The organism is Streptomyces sp. NPDC001717, from assembly GCF_042892775.1.
Taxonomy (GTDB): domain Bacteria; phylum Actinomycetota; class Actinomycetes; order Streptomycetales; family Streptomycetaceae; genus Streptomyces.
The window spans coordinates 54,373-71,635 of record NZ_JBIAUK010000028.1; the positions used below are offsets into that span (position 1 = coordinate 54,373).

General features: G+C 71.8%; 16 protein-coding genes. 7 read left to right on the top strand and 9 right to left on the bottom strand.

Annotation, left to right across the window (positions count from 1 at the left end; all coding sequences use genetic code 11):
* The first annotated feature begins 338 nt into the window (after nt 1-338).
* Together ACFYZL_RS31830 and ACFYZL_RS31835 are read left to right on the top strand one after the other, a co-directional pair.
* Nucleotides 339-494, top strand: a complete 156-nt coding sequence (locus tag ACFYZL_RS31830) for an LxmA leader domain family RiPP (protein WP_384748663.1) — start codon at nt 339-341, stop codon at nt 492-494.
* Between the two features lie 100 nt (nt 495-594).
* On the top strand, nt 595-750 hold the full coding sequence (locus tag ACFYZL_RS31835; protein ID WP_384748666.1) for an LxmA leader domain family RiPP: 156 nt from the start codon (nt 595-597) through the stop codon (nt 748-750).
* 75 nt (nt 751-825) lie between these two features.
* Here ACFYZL_RS31835 and ACFYZL_RS31840 read toward each other — a convergent pair whose 3' ends face one another.
* The gene (locus ACFYZL_RS31840; protein WP_384748669.1) at nt 826-1,131 is read right to left on the bottom strand and encodes a transcriptional regulator; all 306 of its coding nucleotides are present in this window, start codon (nt 1,129-1,131) and stop codon (nt 826-828) included.
* Nucleotides 1,128-1,544, bottom strand: a complete 417-nt coding sequence (locus ACFYZL_RS31845) for a hypothetical protein (RefSeq protein ID WP_384748671.1) — start codon at nt 1,542-1,544, stop codon at nt 1,128-1,130. The genes ACFYZL_RS31840 and ACFYZL_RS31845 overlap by 4 nt, the downstream gene beginning before the upstream one ends.
* Nucleotides 1,545-1,641: 97 nt before the next feature.
* Here ACFYZL_RS31845 and ACFYZL_RS31850 point away from each other — a divergent pair, with 97 nt between their 5' ends.
* The 3 genes from ACFYZL_RS31850 (at nt 1,642) to ACFYZL_RS31860 (ending at nt 5,087) form a co-directional block, all read left to right on the top strand.
* Nucleotides 1,642-2,553: an ABC transporter ATP-binding protein gene (locus ACFYZL_RS31850; RefSeq protein ID WP_384748674.1), complete on the top strand. Its 912-nt coding sequence runs from the start codon at nt 1,642-1,644 to the stop codon at nt 2,551-2,553.
* The gene (locus ACFYZL_RS31855) at nt 2,550-3,725 is read left to right on the top strand and encodes an ABC transporter permease (protein WP_384748677.1); all 1,176 of its coding nucleotides are present in this window, start codon (nt 2,550-2,552) and stop codon (nt 3,723-3,725) included. The genes ACFYZL_RS31850 and ACFYZL_RS31855 overlap by 4 nt, the downstream gene beginning before the upstream one ends.
* A gap of 87 nt (nt 3,726-3,812) precedes the next feature.
* The gene (locus tag ACFYZL_RS31860) at nt 3,813-5,087 is read left to right on the top strand and encodes a cation:proton antiporter (RefSeq protein ID WP_384748680.1); all 1,275 of its coding nucleotides are present in this window, start codon (nt 3,813-3,815) and stop codon (nt 5,085-5,087) included.
* Between the two features lie 86 nt (nt 5,088-5,173).
* Here the strand turns inward: ACFYZL_RS31860 and ACFYZL_RS31865 are convergent, their stop codons facing one another.
* Nucleotides 5,174-5,521: a transposase gene (locus tag ACFYZL_RS31865; protein WP_384748683.1), complete on the bottom strand. Its 348-nt coding sequence runs from the start codon at nt 5,519-5,521 to the stop codon at nt 5,174-5,176.
* A 51-nt stretch (nt 5,522-5,572) separates the two neighbouring features.
* Nucleotides 5,573-6,673 (bottom strand): IS701 family transposase, encoded by a 1,101-nt coding sequence (locus tag ACFYZL_RS31870; protein ID WP_384748686.1) that lies wholly within the window; start codon nt 6,671-6,673, stop codon nt 5,573-5,575.
* A gap of 265 nt (nt 6,674-6,938) precedes the next feature.
* On the opposite strand from ACFYZL_RS31870, the gene ACFYZL_RS31875 reads away from it, so the two are divergent.
* Nucleotides 6,939-8,549: a tryptophan halogenase family protein gene (locus ACFYZL_RS31875; protein ID WP_388683783.1), complete on the top strand. Its 1,611-nt coding sequence runs from the start codon at nt 6,939-6,941 to the stop codon at nt 8,547-8,549.
* Between the two features lie 10 nt (nt 8,550-8,559).
* Here ACFYZL_RS31875 and ACFYZL_RS31880 read toward each other — a convergent pair whose 3' ends face one another.
* Nucleotides 8,560-10,599, bottom strand: a complete 2,040-nt coding sequence (locus ACFYZL_RS31880) for a BTAD domain-containing putative transcriptional regulator (RefSeq protein WP_388683786.1) — start codon at nt 10,597-10,599, stop codon at nt 8,560-8,562.
* Nucleotides 10,600-10,812: 213 nt separating this feature from the next.
* Between ACFYZL_RS31880 and ACFYZL_RS31885 the strand changes: the two genes are divergently transcribed.
* Complete coding sequence (locus tag ACFYZL_RS31885) at nt 10,813-11,073, top strand: hypothetical protein (RefSeq protein WP_384748694.1); 261 nt, start codon at nt 10,813-10,815, stop codon at nt 11,071-11,073.
* Between the two features lie 65 nt (nt 11,074-11,138).
* On the opposite strand, the gene ACFYZL_RS31890 is transcribed toward ACFYZL_RS31885, so the two are convergent.
* The 4 genes from ACFYZL_RS31890 to ACFYZL_RS31905 form a co-directional block, all read right to left on the bottom strand.
* Nucleotides 11,139-14,078: a BTAD domain-containing putative transcriptional regulator gene (locus ACFYZL_RS31890; RefSeq protein ID WP_384751760.1), complete on the bottom strand. Its 2,940-nt coding sequence runs from the start codon at nt 14,076-14,078 to the stop codon at nt 11,139-11,141.
* 343 nt (nt 14,079-14,421) lie between these two features.
* Nucleotides 14,422-15,057, bottom strand: a complete 636-nt coding sequence (locus ACFYZL_RS31895) for a DUF6875 domain-containing protein (RefSeq protein WP_388683790.1) — start codon at nt 15,055-15,057, stop codon at nt 14,422-14,424.
* Nucleotides 15,054-15,653 (bottom strand): hypothetical protein, encoded by a 600-nt coding sequence (locus tag ACFYZL_RS31900; RefSeq protein ID WP_388683792.1) that lies wholly within the window; start codon nt 15,651-15,653, stop codon nt 15,054-15,056. Before ACFYZL_RS31900 ends, ACFYZL_RS31895 begins: the two co-directional genes overlap by 4 nt.
* 40 nt (nt 15,654-15,693) lie before the next feature.
* Nucleotides 15,694-17,082: a pyridoxal phosphate-dependent decarboxylase family protein gene (locus ACFYZL_RS31905; protein ID WP_384751752.1), complete on the bottom strand. Its 1,389-nt coding sequence runs from the start codon at nt 17,080-17,082 to the stop codon at nt 15,694-15,696.
* Nucleotides 17,083-17,263 lie beyond the last annotated feature (181 nt).

Consider the following 17,263-nt stretch of genomic DNA (forward strand, 5'->3'; position numbering starts at 1 on the left):
CGGGCGGCCGAAGGAGACAGGTCCCCCGCCTCCTCCCGTCGCCTGCTGATGCTCACCACACGGTGCGGTTCCCCCTCTGTCGGGGAACCGCACCGTGGCGTTTTCGCGACCGCCCGCCCTGCGTTTCGGGGCCCGCCGGCCCGCCGCGGCCGTTTCCAAAACAACGGGCCAGCTTGCCGATCGCCGCGGATTCCCGCAGATGGGACGGGTTCCTCACTAAACGGGGCCGCTGTCGGAACGTCGACACCCCGGACCGTGCGTGCCAGATTCTTCCTCGTCGGACAGGGAGTCGAAAAAGTTCTCGACTCCCCACCTCAGTCGAACGAAAGGTCACTCCCATGAACGAGAAGCTCATCGCCGGTTACGCCGCCTACACCGACGCCGAGGAGCTCGCCGCCAACGCCCTCGACAGCGCGCCGGCCACGATCGAGATCGTCTCCCTCACCGTCGCTTCCTTCGTCGCCTCGGCGGAGACCTACGACATCCGCTGCTGAGGCGGCGCGGCCGCGGGGCCGCCCGTAGGTCGAGAAAGCCGAAGTGCCGGGAGTTCAAGGAGTTCCGGCCCTTCCCCGATCGAGGAGAGGAGGGATTGACATGAGCGAGAAGCTCATCGCCGGGTACGCGGCTTACACGGACGCGGAGGAGTTCTCCTCCGACGCCCTGGACGGCGCACCGGCGACGATCGAGATCGTCTCCCTGACCGTGGCGTCGTTCGTAGCCTCGGCCAAGACGTACGACATCGCCTGCTGATCAGTGCGGATGCGCACGGGGCGCCGTCACCCACCGGCAACGGTGGGCATGGCGCCCCGGTCGCGCGCGGCGGCCTCAGGCGTGGCGCGCGGCGGTGTCGGCGATGTGCCGGAGGGCGCCCAGGTGTCCTGCCAGGGCCTTGCGGCCCCGGTCGGTGAGGGACAGCCAGGTGCGGGGGGTCTTGCCCACGTGGCCCTTGCGGACCGACAAGTAGCCCAGTTCTTCCAGAGCGGCGACGTTCTTCGACAGGTTCGAGGGCGAGAGGCCGCAGTAGTCCTGCACGGCCCGGAACTCCGCCTCGTCGCAGCCCGACAGGAAGGCCGACATCCGAAGGCGGTTGGCCGTCCGGAAGGCGTCGTCCAGGTCGTCTTCCTCTCTCATGCGCGAACCTGCTTCTGCAGGGCGACCCAGGTGTAGATGCCCACGGCGACGCCCAGGCCGATGTAGATCAGGCGGGTGTCCGGGGACGAGGCCAGGCCGCAGAGCACGACGACGACGCAGCTCATGACCACGCTCCGCCACTTCTCGCGGGCGGGTCCGCGCAGTCCGGAGATGCCCTGCCGGCTCCGGATCCGGAGGACCAACTGGGCCGCGGCCAGGGCGCACAGGATTCCCGCGGTGACCGTGACGAGCTTGAGCCACCCGGGGGTGGGGCTCGTGCCGGCGAGTGCGATGGCGGCACCGACCAGGAGGGCGCAGACGGGGGGAGCCCATCCGGGCAGGCGGGGCTTGACGGAGGCGTCGTAGGACTGGCGGGCTTGCTCGAGATCGCGGCGGGCGTTATCTGCATCCATGTTTGCCAGGTTCGCATGTACTTTCCTGATTTTCAAGTGGTAGCTTCCTGGAAACAGCACGAGGGGCCCGCCCCACGGCCAGGAAGTGAGACCGGACGTGAAACCCCTGGAGATCAACGCGCTGACCAAGCGCTACGGAGAACGACTCGCCCTCGATGCGCTCTCCTTCACCGTGCCCCCCGGCGAGATCTTCGGATTCGTCGGCAGCAACGGAGCCGGTAAGACGACCACGATGCGGATCGCCGTCGGCGTCCTGCAGGCCGACGAGGGCGAGGTCCGCTACGGCGGCGAACCCGTGAACGTCCACTCCAGCACCCGCTTCGGGTACATGCCGGAGGAACGCGGTCTGTACCCGAAGATGACCGTCGCCAAGCACCTCGTCTATCTGGCGCAGTTACACGGCCTGAGTGCCAAGGGCGCTCGCGAGGCGATGACGACCTGGACCGAGCGCCTGCACCTCGCGGAGCGCCGCGATTCGACCATCGACGCGCTCAGCCTGGGCAACCGCCAGCGTGTCCAGTTGGCCGCCGCTCTCGTCCACGACCCCGATGTGCTCATCCTCGACGAGCCGTTCTCCGGCCTCGACCCCGTCGCGGTCCAGGACATGGCCCAGGTCATCAAGGAGAAGGCCGCGCAGGGCGCACCCGTCCTCTTCTCGAGTCATCAACTCGACCTGGTGGAACAACTGTGCGACCGCGTCGCCGTCATCCGCCAGGGGCGGCTCGCCGCCTGTGGCAGCCTCGACGGCCTGCGCTCGACCGGCCCGGCCCGTATCTTCCTGCAGGTCGAGGGAGCTCCGGACGACTGGCCGCAACGGTGCGCCGCCGTCGCGGGCTTCGAGCGGCACGACGACGGGGTGCTGGTCGAACTCGCCGCCGGACATGACGAGAACGACGTCCTGAGGGCTGCCATGGAGCACGGTGTGGTGCGCCGCCTGACCTGGCAGCGGCCCACCCTCAACGACATGTTCCGCAACCTGATCGACCCCGCGGAAGGCGACCTCCGATGAACACGCCCGCAGCACGCCCCCGGTCCGGAGCACTCCGGGACATCGGGCTCGTCTACCGTCGCGAAGTCACCGCACGGCTGTCCTCCAAGGGCTACTTCGCCGGCATGCTGCTCATGGCGGTGGTCGTGGTCGCCATCGTGATGGGCCTCTCCTACATGGGCGAACCCAAGACCCTCCACGTCGCCGTGTGCGGTGCCGAGGCCGGCGAGTTCGGTGCCGCGCCCGAGGGCGTCCAGGTGCGGAGCTGCTCCGGCATGGACCAGGCGCGCGAGGCCACCGCGGACGAGGACGCCGACGCCGCCGTCGTCGTCGACCAGGGACGGGTGTCGTTGCTGGTCCGCGGCGACAGTGACCAGCGCGCCCGTGACGCGGCCGCCGTCATGGGCCGCAACTGGGCCTTGAACAACGCCTACCGGGAGCAGAACGTCGACCGGGCCGCTCTCGCGCAGAGCCTGTCCACTGCCGCGCCCCAGGTCGTGACCATCGGCGACGGCCCGGACGGCAAGCAGCTCGGCGCCGCCGTCAGCCTGGTGATCGTCTTGTTCATGCAGATCGTCGGGCAGGGCTCGCTCATCGCCCAGGGCGTCGTGGAAGAGAAATCGACGCGCATCGTCGAAGTGCTCCTCTCCACCCTGACCCCGCTGCGCCTGATGGTCGGAAAGGTGGCGGGGATCGGCACGGCCGCCGTGCTCCAGATCCTCGTGCTCGTCGGGGCCCTGGTCGGAGCGCGAGCGGCAGGGGGCGGCCAGAGCACGGCGGTGCCCGCCGCCGGTGCCGTGGTCTCCCTCCTCGTGTGGTTCCTGCTGTCGTTCGCGCTGTTCGCGGGCCTGTTCGCGGCGGCCGGATCCCTGGTCTCGCGACCGGAGGACCTGCAGTCGGTCCTGATGCCGGTCATGATGACGGCCCTGCTCCCGGTGGGTGTCGCGGCCGTCGCCGCCAACGACCTGAGCGCGCCGTGGGTCGGCGTCCTCCAGTACGTGCCGCCGTTCTCCGGAGTCCTCGTGCCCTTGCAGGCCGGCGTCGGCAACATCTCGGTGGTCGAGCAGATCCTCGCCGCGGCGGTGATGCTGCTCGCCGTCAGCGGCTGCATGTGGCTGGCGTCCCGGATCTACCGCGCTTCCATCCTGAAGATCGGTGCCACCGTGCGCTGGCGCCAGGCACTCGCCGCCTGACCCGTCCGCCTTCCCTGCCCTCCCCGCCGGCAGCAGGTGAGCCGCGCGGCGCCGGGGCATGGCCTCTCCTCGAGAAAGGTTCCCCTCATGATGCAGGTGGTCCACCTGTCGGCCATCCTCGCAGCCGTTCTCCTCGCCGCCCGCGCGGGACGGGTGGCGGCGCGGTGGCTGCATCAGCCCGAAGTGATCGGCGAGATGACCGCCGGTCTGCTCGCCGGACCGGCCGCACTCGCCCTCATGGGCCGGACGGGCTTCGACGCGGTACTGCCGCAGCCCGTGCTGGGCGACTTGAAAGTGCTCGGCCAGGCCGGTCTGATCCTCTTCCTCGTCGGGCTCGCGCATCACCTGCGGACCGGATCCGATCACCCGGGCCGCCGCGCGGTGACATGGGTGACGACGGGCTCCCTGCTGCTCCCACTGCTGTGCGGGGTGCTGCTGGCCGTCTGGGTCATCACCCAGGGAGGGGCAGAGGTACGGGGCGACGCGCCCACCGCCTCGTTCGTCCTCATGCTGGCGGTTTCCCTGAGCATCAGCGCCGTGCCGGTGATGGCGCGGATCATCAGCGCACGCGGGATGCAGAACTCCCGGGTGAGCGGCCTGACGCTCACCTCCGCCGTTCTGATCGACGGGCTGGGCTGGCTCCTGCTGACCCTGTCGGTGTGCCTCTCGGCGGGCAGCGTCGACGGATTCGTACGCTCCCTGGTCGCGCTCGCCTTCGCCGGCCTCTGCGGGCTGGTGATCAGGGTGGTCATGGCCGGGGCGCCCGCCCGTCGCCTGTGTGAACGCTCACCGCGCGCGGCCGCCGCGGCTCTGGGCCTCGCGGCGGTCGCCGCCGCACTGGCCGTGGAGCACCTCGGGATGACCGCGATCGTCGGCGCCGCCGCGGTCGGCGCGTCCATCCCGGCCGGTACGGACAGCCCCTGGGCCCCCGCCGTGGCCTCGGTGTCCCGGGTCGGGAAGGCCGTGGTACCGGTCTTCTTCGTCGTGACCGGCATCAACGTGTTCACCAAGGGCTTCTCCTCCGCCTCCTGGCAACTGTTCGCCCTGGCCCTGGTCCTCGGCGTCACCGGCAAGACCCTCGGCGGCTACCTGGGGGCACGGGCGGGCGGGGAGCCGGTACACCGGTCCCGCCAGGTCGCCGTGCTGATGAACACCCGCGGACTGACCGAACTCATCATCCTGCAAGTGGGCCTGTCAGCCGGAGTCCTCACCGCCCCGCTCGCCCTGGCACTCGTGGTCATGGCACTGGTGACCACCGCGATGACCGGGCCCCTGTTGCGCCTCCTGGACCGCGGGGCCGCGGCGCCGGGAAAGCCGGCTGCCGCCCCGGCCCTCCTCGTGGACGGGCGGCAGAGGACATGAAGAAGCGTGTGCGGCCCCGCTCATGCGGGGCCGCACACGCGACGGTGGGGGGAAGAGGAGCGGCGGGACGCCGGCACCTTCGGGGCTCAGGCACCACGTCTGCGCACGAGCGCCGGTGCGCGCCCGGCGGCGACCATGGGGGCGCGTGAGCGCATGGTCGCGCGGATCGCCTGCAATTGCAGGTAGGAGTCACCCAGTGCCTGCTTGAGCTCGTTGAGTTCTCCGATCAGCTTCTGCTCACGCTGGCTGGCCTGGTCGAGGCCCGTCTGCAGGCCGTTGCAGCCCGCCATGACGAAGCGCCTCTTCCAGTTGTATATGGCCTGGTCCGTGACACCGGCCTCGCGAGCGGCCTCGGCCGCGGTGATCTCTCCGGCGAGAACGGCCAACACGATGCGAACTTTTTCCTCGGACGGGAGGGCGGGCGGACGCGGCATGAGGTTCTCCTGAAAGGGTGACGCTGGTCGGATGGTGACGCGCGCGCGAGCTCAGCAGAAGGGCGCTCCGCGCTGGAGGCGGTGCCAGGCGTAAGCGGCGGAGATGATGGTCATGTGGTGGTGCCAGCCGGGGAAGGACCGTCCTTCGAAATCGGCCAGACCGAGGCTTCCGTGCATCTCGGAAACAGCGCGGGCGGAACGGTCCATCGACCCGGTCAGGGCGACCAGGTTGTCGATGCGCTCGTCGGTCAGGCTGGTCAGCCACCAGCGGCGGGCCCGCTCGTCGCCGTCGGTGGCCAGGATCCGGCAGCGCCGGAGACCGCCCGCCGAGGCACCTCCCGGTACCCACACGGGGGACGACAGGACGGCGTGCCGAACGGCGTCACCGGCGGCGAAGGACACCGAGCGCTCCGGGCCGTCGGCCAGGAAGCGCACCTCGCCCGCCGCACCGTCGGCCGCCACGAGGCGCATGTGGGGTGGTACCCGGACCGCGAAGTGCCGCCCGAGCCGGGACAGCGCCCGCACCAGATGGAGGCTGTCGGTGTGGGAGGTCACGTCGGCGACGACCGGCAGGGGGCGGCCGGCCAGGCGCTGGTCCCCGCTCGCGACGAGGGACGTCGCCTGCTCCTCCAGGCTCTGGGCGCGGTCCGAAGCCGGGATCCTCGTGCGCTGCCGCTCGGTCTCGGTCAGCCAGCGTTCGGGCAGGTGCAGGCGCCAGTGCGTGGGCAGGGCCTCCCGCCCGTCGGCGAGGAACACGCCGAGACCGACCTGGCAGCTCGCGGACCGGCCCATGTGCGGGACGAAGCGCGTGTGCACGCCGCAACTGTGGTCTCCGCGTTTGGGGATGTAGGCGAAGTCGATCACCTGGGCCTCCGGCGCCAGCCGGCGCGAGATCCAGCGCGCGAGTTCGTCGCGCACGGGCTCCCAGTCCCAGGGGCTCACGTTGATGAACTGGTGCATGCACTGCGAAGCGGTCGGCGAGGCGGCGACGGCCGACGCGATGCGCCGCAGGGACTTCTTCCCCGGCGCCGCCAACAGGCCCCGCATGTAGACGCGTGCCCAACGGCGCTGGTCGGCACGGGGCAGGTCGGCGAAGAGCTCGTCGGCGAAGGTCTCGACCGACGCCGGCGGTGCCGGGGCGTATGTCGTCATCAGACGTCTCCTCCCCCCTCCGGCCGGCCGGCAGCCGACGGGGGCGATGCGCGGACGGTGGGCTTCGTACGGAACTGGCGCTTCATTCGGCCCTCCCTCGGGCAGCCCCCAGGGTCGGGCGGGAGCCTCCACCGGCCCGATGCCGGATCCATGCCGGTCCTTGCCCTTTTCCATATCGCCGTGGGCAGGGGATAGAGGAGCGGCATAGGGGCAGCGGCGAGCATCTGGGTTCCGAGCCCCGCCCGTCCGCGAGGAGTGTCACCGTATGAGCAGCCGACGCATCCGCAAGGTCGTCATCCTCGGTGGCGGCGCCGACGGCTGGATGACCGCCGCCCATCTCGGGAAGGCGCTGGGCGGCACCGTCGACATCACCGTGCTGGAGGCGCCGGGTGACGCCCCGGTGCCCGGCGCCGCCGGGTTCGGGACCCTGCCGCACTTCCACCGGTTCTTCTTCGGCCTCCTCGGCGTCAACGAGGACGAGTGGATGCGCGCGTGCGGTGCCACCTTCAAGACGGCGGCGCGGTTCGTCAACTGGCGTACGGAAGGCCCAAGTTCGGCGGAACCCCGGGAGCTGCCGGGAGGCGGGCCGGACCACTTCTACCACTCCACGGGGCTGCTCCCGGACTGCGAGGGGCTACCGCTGTCCTCGTACTGGGTGCTGCGCACGCGGGAGGGCCGCACCGTCGAGCCCTTCGACTACGCGTGTTTCCGCGAGCCCCCGCTGATGGACGCCAAGCTGGCGCCCCGCTGGCTCGACGGCCGGGCCGCCACCCGGTACGCCTGGCACCTCGACAGCGGCCTGCTCACCGGATACCTGCGCCGCCTCATGCTGGCGGGGGACGGCGTGCGTGCAGTCGGCAGCGGCTTCGCGGGCGCCGACCGGGACGAGCGCGGCTTCGTCACCGCGGTACGGACCACGGACGGGATGAGCCTGGACGCCGACCTGTTCATCGACTGTTCGGGCCCCGCCGGTTCGCTCGTGGGAGGGGTGCTGGGCGAGCCGTTCCTGGACCTGTCCGGCGAGCTGCTGTGCGACCGGGCCGTGGTCGCCCGGATCCCGCACGAGGACCGGGCCGAGACCGTCGAGCCGTACACCTCCGCGGTGGCCGTGCCGTCGGGCTGGGTCTGGAAGGTGCCGCTGCGCTCCGGGTTCCTCACCGGCCACGCGCACCACACGTCGCTGACCACTCCGGAAGAGGCGGTGGCCGAGCTGTGCGCACTGTGGGGCGCGGACCGGGCGCGGACCCGGTTCGACCTCGTGACCCTGCGGGTGGGGCGGATCCGGCGCGCCTGGGTGGGCAACGTCGTCTCCCTGGGCGGGGCCGCCGGCTCGCTGGGGCCCCTGCAGCCGACCGACAGCCACTTCCTGGTGGCCGCGCTGCACCGGCTCGTCAGGCACTTCCCCGACCGGGACTTCGATCCGGCGCTGGCCGACAGCTACAACCGGGAGACCGAGGCGGTGTTCGCGCAGTCCCGGGACTTCGTACAGGCCCATCTGGCCTTCGCGCCGCGCGCCGACACACCGTTCTGGCGCGCCGTCGGGGAACGGGAACTGCCCGAGGGGCTGCGGCGCAAGGCCGCCCTCTACCGTGCGGGTCTCCCGGTCAATCCGACGGCCACGGACGAGGCCGCCTACTACGGATCGACCGGCAGGCCCGAGGCGGAGCTCCGGAACATCTGGACCGACGGCCACTACTACAGCATCCTGACGGGCCTGGGGACCGAGCCGGCCCGCCCGCTGCCCGCGCTCGCCCACCACGTGAAGGAGGCCGCCGCCGCGGACGAGGTGTTCACCTCGGTCAAACGCCAGCAGCGCATCCTCCTGGACACGCTGCCGACGGCCTACGAGTGCCTGCTCCATCTGCACGGATCCTGACCGGCGGCGGTCAGCCGGCGAGGAAGCGGGTCGCGGGACTCGCCACGGAAAGCGGACCGGTGGCCCGGACGGGGCGCTCGACCGGCAGGGACTGGAGGTGGAGCAGCACCAGGGGATGGAAGCGGAAACGGTCCCCCGTCAGGACGCCCAGCGCTCCCGCGGCATGGGCCGGCTCCAGGAGCGCGCCGTCCGCCAGGCACTCCACCAGGTCCTCGGCCCGCCGGACCTGCACGCCCAGGACGGTCGCGGCGGAGGCCGCGGAGAACGACCGCCTCCCGAGCACGGAGAGACGGACCAGCAGTTCGAGGCTCTCGGTGTCGGTCCGCGCCAGCCAGGCCGCCAGCGATCGGGCCATGTCCAGCTCGCCGAAGGAGAGTTCCTCCAGCCGGGACCGCTCGTCCGCCAGCCGCTCGGCCAGCCGCCCGACGGACCAGTGCGGGCGGGAGGCCAGCCGGGCCCCCACGATGCGCAGGGCGAGCGGTACGCCGGCGCAGGAGTCCACGAGCCGCTCCGCGGCCGCCGGTTCGGCGGTGGTACGGGCCGTGCCGACCGCCCTGGTGAGCAGTTCGAGCGACTCGGCGCGGTTCATCGGGCTCAGGGCGAGCGTGTGCGGACCGGTCGCCGCGGAGAGGTGTACGTGCCCGGTGATCAGCGTCGCGCTGTGCGGTCCGGCCGGCAGGAGCGCGGCGAGCACCGCGCTGTCGGCCGCGTTGTCCAGCAGGACCAGGACCCGGCGGCCCGCCGTGCGGGTGCGGTAGGCCCGCACCAGTTCCTCGGTGTCGTGTACGGCCGATGCGGAGGGTTCCTCGCCGAGCGCGCGCAGGAACCGGACCAGTACCCCGCGCGGGTCCTTGGCGCTGCCGTCCGGTCCGGCCAGGTCGGCGTAGAGCCGGCCGTCGGGGAACTCCCGGTGGGCGGCGTGCGCGGCGTGCACGGCCAGGGCCGTCTTGCCGATCCCCGCCATGCCGGTGATCAGGCACGTGCGCGGTTCGCCGCGCGAGTCCCGGTCCGAGGGGGCGAGCAGGCGGCGCAGGGCGGCCAGTTCGCGGGTGCGGCCCGTGAAGGCGCCGGTAGGGGGCGGCAGCATGAAGGGCGACCCGTCGGCGGGCACGACCGAGGATCCGCCGGGGGCGGGGGCCGCCGCTGCCGGGAGCCGCGCCCCGGCCCCCGGGCCTGGGCGGACACGCGTACGGGGCACGTGTACGGGGACGTGTACGGGGACGGGGACGGGAGCGGTGACGTCGACGTCGACGTACGTGCGGGCCGGTGCCACCGCCGTCAGGGATGTGGGCGAGGGCTCCGCGCACTGCGGTTCGAGGTCCAACGTGGCGCACAGCAGGGCCTGATGGGCGGCCCTCAGCCCGCTGCCCGGTTCCACACCCAGCTCGTCGGCGAGCACCGAACGGCCCTCCTGGAAGACGCGGAGCGCATCCGCCTGTCGCCCGCACCGGTACAGCGCCGTCATGAGCTGGGCGCGCATCCGCTCGCGGAGCGGGAACTCGGCCACCAGCCGGGTCAGTTCGGCGACGGTCTGCTGGTGCCGGCCGAGGGCGAGATCGGCCTCGATCCGGTTCTCCAGCGTGGCGGCCCGCCATTCCTCCCACTGCGGGACCTCTTGGTCCGCGAGGAACTCGGTGACGTTCACCAGCAGGGGGCCCTGCCAGAGTTCCAGGGCACCGCGCAGCAGCGCCTCCGCCTCCTGGTGGCGGTGCTCCTGGAGTGCCTGCCGGCCGAGCCGGTCGAGCCGCTCGTATTCGACGATGTCCACGCGGCTGTCGCCGGTCCTGAGGGCATAGCCGGGAGAGCGGCGCTCCAGAGTGACCTCCGGGCCCAGGAGTCCCCGCAGCCTGGAGACGTACGTGTGGATCTGCGCGTTCATCGTCGCCGGCGGGTCGGTTCCCCACAGCAGAGCGCTCAGCCGGGAATCGGGAACGACCCGGCCCCGGGCGAGCAGCAGGGCTGCGAGAACGGTGGGCATCTTGGTCCCCGAGAGCGCGATCCGCACGCCCTCGCGGGTGGCCTCGACCGGGCCGAGCAGCTTGAGGTCCATGGTTTCCTGTCGACGACGGGCGGTGCAGGCTCTCCGCGTACCACCATGGCCGCCGGCTCTGTCCTGCCGATGTCGGATCGATTTCGCGCATCGACGACGGCATGCCCCGGCGGCGAAATAGGAGCAACATCATCCCGACAGAGACACTGCGTAGTTTCTTCCTCGTCGCCCCGGGTCGGGGGCGGCGAAGTGGACTTGACGAGGGGACCCCGAATGCGCAGCACCCGCACCGCTCTGACCGGCATCTTCTGTTCCGTGGCCGCCTCCGTGGCTCTCGCGGTGGGGTCGGCGGGGCAGGCATCGGCGAGCGAGCCGCCCGCCGCCACCGCGGTCCTGACCGGACTCCAGGACGAGGTGCCGTGGACCGTGCCGAACCCGGAGGTGCCCTGGACCGGTCCGATCGGGACCGTGATCACCGGGCTGGGCGAGATCGCCGCGATCGTGCTCGACGGGGTCGAGGCGCACTCGGTCTGAGCGTCCCGGCAAGGGCCCGGAGGTCCGGGCACCGCCTTCCGCGGGGCCCGGACCTCCGGCGTTCCTCAGCTCTCCAGTACGCGGACCAGGTCCTGTTGAGGTACGGGGCCGCCGCAGGCGGCCGTCACGGCGAGCAGCACCCGCTCCACCCGGTCCCGCCATACGGGGGCGTTCAGTTCCTCGAACACCGCCCGGGCGGACTCCAGCCGGCGCAGCGCGTCGGGCGCGCCGCGCACGGCGAGCGTGCACCCGAGGTCGGCTTCGATGCGGGCCTGGAGGAAGCGGTCGGACACCTCCTCGGCCACCTCCAGGGCTTGGAGGAGCACGCTTTCGGAGTGGTCGTGCCGGCCCTGGCGCCAGCGGGCCTCGCCGATCCCGCGCAGCGCGTGGGCCTCGCCGAGCCGGTCCCCGTCCTCGCGGGTCAGGGCCAGGACCGTCAGGCAGGCGGTCTCCGCTCCGGCCGGGTTGCCGTGTCGCAGCAGGGCCTCGGCCAGTCGGTAGGTGTTCTGGGTCTCGCCGCGCACGCTGCCGGCCTCCCGGCTCTTGGCGATGGCCTGCGTGCACAGCCTTATGCCCTCGGAGAGGTGGCCGCGTTCGAGTTCGAGCTGCGCGAGCAGGCCCAGGGCGTGGGACTCGCCCGCGGTGTCGCCGACCGTCCGGAAACCGGTCAGGGCCTCGCGGGCGTCTCGCGTCGCCCCGTCCAGGTCGCCGGAGAACCGGGCGCACAGGGCCAGGTTGCGCAGGGTGACGGCGCGGCCGTGCAGGTCGCCGCACGCGTCGAAGAGGGCCAGGGCACGTCCCAGCAGCGGCTGGGCGTCGTGGTAGTGGTGCTGGTATATCGCCAGGGTGGCCAGGGAGCGCAGCATCGTGGCCTCGCCGAGCGTGTCGCCCGTGCGGGCGGCGGAGGCCACGGCGTGGTCGGCGGCGGTGCGCCAGTCCTCCAGGTAGTTGTGGGCCTCGAAGAGGGTGGTGCTGTTGAGGGTCAGCCCCCAGGCGTAGGCGGCGAAGTGCTCGCTGGCGGCGCACTGGCTGATGATGTCGCCGAGGGCGACGCGTTCGGACTCGAACCATTCCAGGGGGCTGGCGAGGAGTTCGTCGATGAGCTCGGAGGGCAGCGGGTAGGGAGCCACCCGGCCGTACGCCACGGCGTGCCTGCCTCCGTACGTCCGCTCACGCGCCGCGTCGGCGAGGTGGAGCCAGGCGCCGTACGCCCGCTCCAAGGCGGCCGTCCGGTCCTCCTCGCTCTCCTCGGTCTGGGCGCACTCCCAGGCGAAGAGCCGCAGTAGATCCTGGAAGCGGTAGCGGGTGACCGGCCCCGCGGAGGGGGCGACTTCGAGGAGTTGGTTGTCCACGAGCTCTTCGATGAGGTCTTCGGCGTCGATCGGTTCGGCGTCGATGAGGGCCGCGCCGACCCAGGCGGCGAAGTCGGGCACGCTGAGCAGACCGAGCCGGCGGTAGAGCTGCCTGGTGGCCGGTGTCAGATCGCGGTAGCTCAGCCTGAATCCGGCGCGCACGCCGCCCTCGCCGGGGCTGAGTTCGTCCAGCCTGCGCCGCTGGTTCTCCAGCCGGGTGACCAGGCTCCGCACGCCCCAGTGCGGTTTGGCGGCGAGGCGGGCGCCCGCGATGCGCAGGGCGAGCGGCAGCCGGTCGCACAGCTCGCCGAGGCGTTCGGTGGCGCTGGGGTCCGCGGCGATCTGCTCCGGCCCGGCGACCTCGGAGAGCAGCGCGGTGGCCTCCTGCGCCGACATCACGTTCAGGCCGATGCGCAGGACGGCGTAGTCGCCGATCAGGTCGTCCATGAGGTCGCGGCCGGTGATGATCACGCAACATCGGCCGTTGCCGGGCAGGAGGGGCTGGATCTGCCGGAAGGAGCGGGCGTTGTCGAGGACGATCAGGACGCGCTTGCCGCCCAGCACACTGCGGTAGAGGGCGGCGCGGTCGCCGGGGTCGGCGGGGATCTGCGGGGCGGGCACGCCGAGGTCGCGCAGGAAGCGGTCGAGGGTGGTCGCGGGCGGGACGGGCGCGTACGTCTCGTCGTAGCCGCGGAGGTCGGCGAACAGCTGGCCGTCGGGAAAACGGCCGGCGATCTGGCCGGCCCACTGGATGGCCAGGGCCGTCTTGCCCACCCCCGCGATACCGCTGATGGCGGCCATGGTCAGCGGTGACTGGCCCAGACGTTCGTCGAGCATCCGGTCGAGGGCGCTGAGTTCTTTGGCGCGCCCGGTGAAGGAGGCGGAGGCGGCCGGCATCTGGGCGGGGACGTGGGCCGCGGGGGCCGGGGCCGGGTCGACGGGTGGCTGGGTGAGTTCGGGCGAGTCGCTCAGGACGAGGTCGTGCATGCCCTGGAGGATGGGGCCGGGCTCGATGCCCAGTTCGTCGACGAGGAGCCGGCGGCCTTCGCGGAAGAGGGCGAGTGCTTCGGCGCGGCGCCCGGAGCGGTAGTGGGCGAGCATCAGGTGGGCGCGGGCCTGTTCGCGCAGCGGGTTCTCGGCGACCAGCGCGGAGAGTTCCGGAACGAGGGCACGGTGGCGGCCGAGTTGCAGTCGCAGCCCGGCGTACTCCTCGTGGACGTCCAGGCGCAGTTCTTCCAGCCGGGTGGCCTCCTGTTCGACACGGGGGCCGGTCACCCCCTCCAGGGCGCGGCCGCGCCAGAGGGAGAGTGCCTCGGCGTACGCGTCGCAGGCTTCCGTGTTCTTTCCGCTGCGGGCCAATTCCCGGGCCTGACGGACGGCGTCGTCAAAGGCGACCACGTCGATGCGGTGTTCCAGCGGATTGAGGACGTAGCCGGGGTGGGACGTCGTGATCAGGGGCATGGAGTCCGAGGCGCCCTTGAACACTTTGCGCAGACCCGCGACGCAGATGGCTATCTGGTTGCGGGCGGTGGTGGGAGCGCCGGACGGCCAGACGGTGTCGATCAGGCTGTCCACGGAGACGATCCGGCCGGGTGCCAGCAACAGCATGGTCAGCACCGTCCGCTGGCGGGCTCCGCCGAGGTGGACCGACACCCCGTCGATTTGAGCGTCGAGTGGCCCCAACAGACTGAACAAGACCTCTCGCATGGCTGCGACCCCCTGAGCTTGCCGCCGTGACGCGTCCCCCGTGCGCCCTGCCCATATGATCAGTTACCCGCCGGTAGGTCCACGTTCAACGATCTCCGGATCAAAACATGGACATTGCTCTTGCCAACAGCGATATACGGCGCGGAGAGATTCCTTATGGGCGTGTAAGGGTTTCGTGGCATTCCGGCATTCCGGTATTCGGGGAATCCCCGGGCACGATCCCGGCCCCGGTGGTGTTTCACCCCGGGGCCGGCGTCGTGTCGTGGCAGGCGTCGCGTCCTGGCAGGGGTCAGGCGGCGACCACTCGGCTCACCAGTTGGTCGCGGATGCGGGAGGGGATCTCCGGGGCGAAGCGCTGGAGGTAGTGGTCCATGTGGGAGTCGTCGCCCACCAGGAAGGGGAGGTCGAAGACCAGGAGCTTGCGGACCGCCAGGAGGGGGAGCGGGGCGCGCAGGGGACGGAAGGACTCGTTGTAGAGACCCGGCTCCTCGCACACCGGGTGGAACTGGCCGATCATCAGGCCCTCCGCCACGAACTCGTCCTTGGCCTTACGCTGGAGTTCGTCCAGTTCCACCGAGTCCGTCGGGTCGAAGCCCGGGAGGACCAGGAGGATCGTGAGGAGCTCGCGGTCGTCCGGGGAGAGGGGCTCGGAGAGGGTCGCGTGGCGGGTGCGGAGGGAGTCCACCGCCTGACTGAGGTCCTCGCAGTCGGCCGAGGGGAGGGCCAGGTGGAACAGCTCCTTGCGCAACGAGGGCTGCGTGTACGGGCACACCGGGCCGGAGCGGCCCAGCTCGGGGTGGCTGGAGACCAGGAAGTCCCGGCTCCACATGAGGACTTGCAGGAGCGGGCCGATCGCGTCGGCCGGCACCTCGCCGCGCGCGATCTCGCCCGCGGTCCACGACTGGATCAGGTCGTCGCCCCTCATCGGGGGTCCCTCCACATCGGTCGAAGGAGTGGGCCGTCCGCGGGGAGGGCGATGTCCTCGCCCACGCGCTCGAAGCCGACGCGGCGGCAGGCGGCCTCGCCGCCCTGCGAGCTGGCTTCCGAGTAGACGGGTACGCCTTCGGCGTCCGCGCGGGCCAGGACTTCACCCAGGAGTCGGGTGATCAGGCCGCCCTGCTGGCGGCCGGCGCGGACCGCGCCGAAGGAGACGTAGTAGTGCGGCGGGCCGTGCGGATGGCGTTCGGCCTGGAGGCGGGCGATCGTGCGCAGGGCGTCCGCGTGCTCGCCCAGGGCCTCGGCGAACGCCGCGTCCAGCGCCTCCTCGTCCGGCTCGGCGCCGGGCGGCAGGAAGAGCAGCACCGCGTCGCCGTCCGGGGTGGTGAGCACCGCGTCGTACGAGGCGGAGAGCTCGACGAACACGCGGAAGAACCCGGGCAGCAGCTCGGCTCGAAGCCGCTCGTCGGGGATCATCCAGCGGGTCAACGCGTCCTCGTGGAAGGCGTCCGCGAGGAGGGCGGAGAGGTGGGTGATCCGGGACCGGCTCAGCCGGTTCGGGGTGAGTGCGGTGGTCGGGGACAAGGTGGGCCTCCTGTGGGATGGGATGGGAGGGCGTGTTCGGTCAGGCACGGCCGTGCGCGGCCAGTTCCGCCACACGGGTGTGGAGCACCGGCAGGTAGTGCTCGTGCTCCGGCTTGATCAGGACGCTGCGGATCACCCGGGCCGCGTCCGCGTCGCGCACCACGCGCGGGTGGCGTCGTACGAACGCGTCGGCGTCCGCGCGCAGCACGCTGAGGAACACCGGATCGGCCTCGGCGGTCATGCCGTCGCGCAGCAGCCGGTCCGAGGCGGCGTCGATGGAGGAGAGGGAACCGTCGGCGGTCGTCGGGAAGTAGGTGACGATGTCCAGGTCCGGGTGCTGGTAGAGGGTCAGGTCGGCGCTGGTGGCGAGGAGGTCGGACCACTGGAGGGCGGCGCGGCGGTTCGCGGCGAGGATGCGGCCGAAGCCGTCCGGGGTGAGGGGGAGGAGTTGCAGGGTCAGCCAGAGGGCCGCCGCCGCGGCGCCCGCGCGTGAGCACTCCAGGCTGATCTCGCCCAGGTGCAGGTCCGAGTCGGTGAAGTACGTGTACGGGGAGTCGTGCGCGAAGTGCCGGCCGGCCCGGGGGTCCGGGAAGAGGACCGCTCCGCAGCCGTAGGGCTGCAGGCCCTGCTTGTGCGGGTCCACGACCACCGAGTCGCATTCGGCTATCGCCCGCCAGGGGGCCGGGTCGATGTCGCCGGTGGCGGAGCGGCCCAGGATGGCGTAGAAGCCGCCGTACGCCGCGTCGACGTGGACGCGGGCGCCGTAGCGCCGGGCCAGGGGCAGTACTTCGTGGACCGGGTCGACCGCGCCCAGGCCGGTGGTGCCGGTGGTGACGACGACCGTGCCGATCCGCCCGCCGCGCAGGGCGTCCTCCAGGGCGTCGAGGTCGATGCGGCCGTGGGCGTCGACGGGGATGCGGTGGCCCTCCATGCCGAGGACGTGGCACATCCGCTCGTGCGTGTAGTGGCACTCGCTGCTGTACGCGATGCCGCGGTCCGGGTGCAGCTGCCTGGCGACGTACAGGGCCTCCAGGTTGGCCATCGTGCCGCTGGTGGTGAGGTGCCCGACGTGCGCGGGGAGGCCGAACATGGCGGCCAGTTCGGCGACCGCCTCGCGTTCCATCTCGGTGGTCGCGGGGCCGCCCTCCGCGGCGTGGTTGTTCGGGTTGAAGAGCATCGCGGTGAGGTAGCCGGTGACGGCCGCCGGATGCGGGGGCTTGACCATCTGTCCGGCGTAACGCGGGTGGAAGAACGGATAGTTGTGGTCCATCCGCTTCGCGAGGCGGTCGAACGCCTCGGTGAACGCGTCGGGGTCGGTCCGGTGGGCGTCGTGGGTCTCGTACGGACCGAACTGGCCGCCCCAGCGTTCGGCCACCCCGAGGGCGCGCGGCAGCCAGCCGCGTAAGTCGTGCAGGTCGTTCAGGTCCACGGGAGCCTCCCCCAGCGGCCGCCGGGCAGGGCGGCACAAGTCGTGCGTACGCGGTCGTACGTACGCACGAGTAAGGGTTGCCCGGCCCCCGCAAGGCCCGCGCAACCTGACCCCATCCGGGCTCGAGCGACCTGCGAGGCGGCTCTGTTCCACTCGCGGCGCGACACCCGCGCGGTCCCCA